The sequence below is a fragment of the Streptomyces sp. CT34 genome (assembly GCF_000805335.1).
In the GTDB taxonomy this organism is placed as follows: domain Bacteria; phylum Actinomycetota; class Actinomycetes; order Streptomycetales; family Streptomycetaceae; genus Streptomyces.
On the sequence record NZ_KN708638.1, the window covers coordinates 2,062,823 to 2,066,804 of the forward strand.

The window sequence follows — 3,982 nt, forward strand, 5'->3', positions numbered from 1 at the left end:
TGGGCACGACGGATGTGCACGGGCATGTGTTCAACTGGGACTATTTCACCGACAAGGAGTATGACGACGCGGCGCACAATGATGTGGGGCTGGCGAAGATCTCGACGTTGGTGACGGCGGCCCGTAAGGAGGCGGGGCGGCATCGTACGTTGTTGATCGACGCGGGTGACATCATTCAGGGCACTCAGCTGTCGTATTACTATGCGCGGGTCGATCCGATCACCGCGCCGCACGGTCCGAAGCATCCGATGGCGTTGGCGATGAACCGGATGCGGTATGACGCGGCGGCGCTCGGTAATCATGAGTTCAATTACGGTATTCCGGTGCTGCGGAAGTTCCAGGAGCAGTGCGATTTCCCGTTGCTGGCGGCGAACGCGCTGGATGCGCGGACGTTGAAGCCGGCGTTTCCGCCGTATGTGGTGAAGCGGATCAAGGTGCCGGGTCACCGGGATATCCGGGTGGGCATTCTGGGGTTGACGAATCCTGGTATCGCGGTGTGGGACAAGGCCAATGTGCAGGGGAAGTTGACGTTCCCGGGGCTGGTCGAGCAGGCGAAGGTGTATGTGCCGAGGCTGCGCGCGCTCGGCTGTGACGTGGTGGTCTGTACGGATCATTCGGGTCTGGACGGTGCGACGTCGTACGGGGATGCGCTGCCGTATCCGGAGAACGCGTCGTCGCTGGTGGCGGAGCAGGTGCCGGGTATCGACGCGATTCTGGTGGGTCATACGCACAAGGAGGTGGCGTCCCGGACGGTGGTGAACAAGGAGACGGGGCAGAGTGTGGTGCTGTCCGAGCCGCTGATGTGGGGGATGCGGCTGAGTGTCTTCGATTTCGAGGTGGAGTGGTGCCGGGGCCGCTGGGAGGTGGTGTCGGTGAAGGCGGAGGTGCGCAACGCCAATACGGCGGCGGAGGATCCGGAGATCGCGCGGCTGGTGCGGCGTGAGCACCAGGCGGTCGTGAAGTACGTGAACCAGGTGGTGGGGACGTGCAAGGCGGCGATGTCGGCGGCCGAGGCTCCGTACAAGGACACGCCGATCATCGACTTTGTCAATTACGTGCAGGTGGACACGGTGAAGTCGGCGCTGGCCGGTACCAAGTACGCGTCGCTGCCGGTGTTGTCGCAGGCGGCGTGTTTCTCGCGGTCGGCGGCGATTCCGGCGGGCCGGGTGTCGTTGCGTGATGTGGCGGGGCTGTATGTGTACGAGAACACGCTGGATGCACGGCTGTTGACGGGGGCGCAGCTGCGGGACTATCTGGAGTTCTCGGCGCGGTATTTCGTGCGGACGGCGCCGGGTGCGCCGGTGGATCCGAAGAAGCTGACGAACGCGAACAACACGCCTGACTTCAATTACGACGTGGTCGGTGGGCTCACGTATGACATCGACATCGCGAAGCCGGCGGGTTCGCGGATCACGAATCTGCGGTATCAGGGCAGGCCGTTGGACGACAAGGCGCAGTTCGTGCTTGCGGTGAACAATTACCGGGCGAACGGCGGTGGTGGTTTTCCGCATGTGGCGAAGGCGACGTCGGTGTGGTCGAATTCGGACGAGATCCGGAACACGATCATCGGGTGGGTGAAGGCGAGGAAGGTGATCGATCCGGCGGTGTTCGCTTCGGTGGGCTGGCGGCTGACGCGGGCCGGGAAGCCGGTGTTCTGAGGCGGGTGGTTTTGTCGGTTGTGGGTGTGCCGCCCCTCTTTCCCGGTCCGGTTTCGGCGGGGTGGGAGGGGCGGTGGCGTTCAGTGGCGGGGGACGAGGTGGGAGCTCTGGCGGGGGATGGGGGTGGTGCGCTGGGGTGTGGGGTGGGCCAGGCCGAAGGTGGTGAAGGCGGTGCGGGTGGGGAGGGGGTAGGCGGTGCTGTTGGTGAGGGAGTTGAGGATGGTGGCGCTGCGCCAGGCGGCGAGGCCGAGGTCGGGGGTGCCGACGCCGTGGGTGTGGCGTTCGGCGTTCTGGACGTAGATGTGGCAGCCGGTGGCGGTGATGGCGGGGTCGAGGACGAGGCGGTGGTGTTCGTCGATGCGGGGGCGTTCGGAGGCGTCGCGGCGGAGGTAGGGGTCGAGGGCGGCGAGGAGGGTGTCGGGGCGGCGTTCGCGGTAGCCGGTGGCGAGGACGACGGCGTCGGTGGTGAGGCGGGAGCGGCTGCCTTGCTGGGTGTGTTCGAGGTGGAGTTCGACTTTGGTGGTGCCGACGCGTCCTGCGGTGCGGACGCGGACGCCGGGGGTGAGGGTGGTGGCGGGCCAGCCGCCGTCGAGGGTGCGGCGGTAGAGCTCGTCGTGGATGGCGGCGAGGGTGTCGTGGTCGATGCCCTTGTGGAGTTGCCATTGGGCGGGGAGGAGTTCGTCGCGGACGCGTTCGGGGAGGGCGTGGAAGTAGCGGGTGTAGTCGGGGGTGAAGTGTTCGAGGCCGAGTTTGCTGTATTCCATGGGGGCGAACGCGGGGGTGCGGGCGAGCCAGTGGAGGTTTTCGCGGCCGGCGGGGCGGGCGCGGAGCTGGTCGAGGAAGATTTCGGCGCCTGACTGGCCGGCGCCGATGACGGTGAGGTGGTCGGCGGCGAGCAGGCGTTCGCGGTGGTCGAGGTAGTCGGCGGAGTGGATGACGGGGACGGCGGGGGCCTCGGTGAGGGGGCGGAGGGGGATGGGGATGTGGGGGGCGGTGCCGATGCCGAGGACGAGGTTGCGGGCGTAGCTGCGGCCGAGGGCTTCGGCGTCTCCTTCGGCGCCGAGTTGGGTGAAGTCGACTTCGAAGAGGCTGCGTTCGTGGTTCCAGCGGACGGCGTCGATGTGGTGGCCGAAGTGGAGGGTGGGGAGGTTTTCGCTGACCCAGCGGCAGTAGGCGTCGTATTCGGCGCGGTGGATGTGGAAGCGCTCGGCGAAGTAGAAGGGGAAGAGGCGTTCACGGGTTTTGAGGTAGTTGAGGAAGCTCCAGGGGCTGGTGGGGTCGGCGAGGGTGACGAGGTCGGCGAGGAAGGGGACTTGGAGGGTGGCGCCATCGATGAGGAGGCCGGGGTGCCAGTGGAAGGCGGGGTGCAGGTCGTAGAAGGCGGTGCGCAGTGAGGTGAGGGGGTGGGCGAGGGCGGCGAGGGAGAGGTTGAAGGGGCCGATGCCGATGCCGGCGAGGTCGAGGGGTTCGTCGGGGCCGTGGGTGGCGGGGGTGCCGGGTTCCGGTTCGGTGTGCGGTGGGGTGTTCATCGGGGGGTGTGGCCTTCCACGAGTTTGAGGAGGGTGGTGAGGTCTCCGGGTTGGGTGTGGGGATTGAGGAGGGTGGCCTTGAGCCAGAGGCCGGTGGGGGTGGTGGCTCGGCCGAGGACGGCGTGTCCTTCGGTGAGGAGGGAGCGGCGGATGGCGGCGAGGGTGGTGTCGTCGGCGTCGGTGGGGCGGAAGAGGACGGTGGTGAGGGTGGGGCGGGAGTGGAGTTCGTAGCGGGGGGGGGCGTCGATGAGGTCGGCGAGGGTCTGGGCGGCGGCGAGGGTGCGTTCGACGAGGTCGCCGAGGCCCTGGCGGCCGAGGGCTTTGAGGGTGACGGCGATTTTGAGGATGTCGGGGCGGCGGGTGGTGCGCAGGGAGCGGCCGAGGAGGTCGGGGAGGCCGGCTTCGGTGTCGTCGTCGGCGTTGAGGTAGTCGGCTTGGTGGCCGAGGGGGGCGAGGGTGGCGGGGCCGGGGACGGCGAGGAGGCCGGCGGCGACCGGCTGCCAGCCGAGTTTGTGCAGGTCGAGGGTGACGGTGTGGGCGCGGGCGAGGCCGCTCAGGGCGGTGCGGTGGGTGTCGCTGAAGAGGAGGGGGCCGCCGTAGGAGGCGTCGATGTGGAGGCGGGCGCGGTGGTGGTCGGCGAGGTCGGCGAGGTCGGGTAGGGGGTCGATGGCGCCGGTGTCGGTGGTGCCGGCGGTTGCGGTGAGCAGAACGGGGTTGGTGGAGCCGGTGCGGGCGGTGAGTTCGGCGAGGCAGGTGTGGACGGTGGCGGGGTCGAGGGTGCCGTCGGGGGGGGGG

3 protein-coding genes are annotated in these 3,982 nt (G+C 68.4%); 1 reads left to right on the plus strand and 2 read right to left on the minus strand.

Annotated elements, in window-relative coordinates:
• Positions 1–1,658, plus strand: a 1,658-nt coding sequence (locus tag RZ84_RS09200) for a bifunctional metallophosphatase/5'-nucleotidase (protein WP_241777630.1), incomplete at its 5' end; no start/stop codon positions are given.
• Positions 1,659–1,738: 80 nt separating this feature from the next.
• Here the strand turns inward: RZ84_RS09200 and RZ84_RS09205 are convergent.
• Together RZ84_RS09205 and RZ84_RS35505 are read right to left on the minus strand one after the other, a co-directional pair.
• Positions 1,739–3,187 (minus strand): lysine N(6)-hydroxylase/L-ornithine N(5)-oxygenase family protein, encoded by a 1,449-nt coding sequence (locus RZ84_RS09205; protein ID WP_043263888.1) that lies wholly within the window; start codon positions 3,185–3,187, stop codon positions 1,739–1,741.
• Positions 3,184–3,982, minus strand: a 799-nt coding sequence (locus RZ84_RS35505) for a pyridoxal phosphate-dependent decarboxylase family protein (protein WP_241777631.1), incomplete at its 5' end; no start/stop codon positions are given. The genes RZ84_RS09205 and RZ84_RS35505, both read right to left, overlap by 4 nt.

Bases quoted from the DNA above. Each gene is read 5' to 3' on its own strand.
- RZ84_RS09205 (WP_043263888.1), bottom strand. From the start codon at position 3,187: ATGAACACCCCACCGCACACCGAACCGGAACCCGGCACCCCCGCCACC.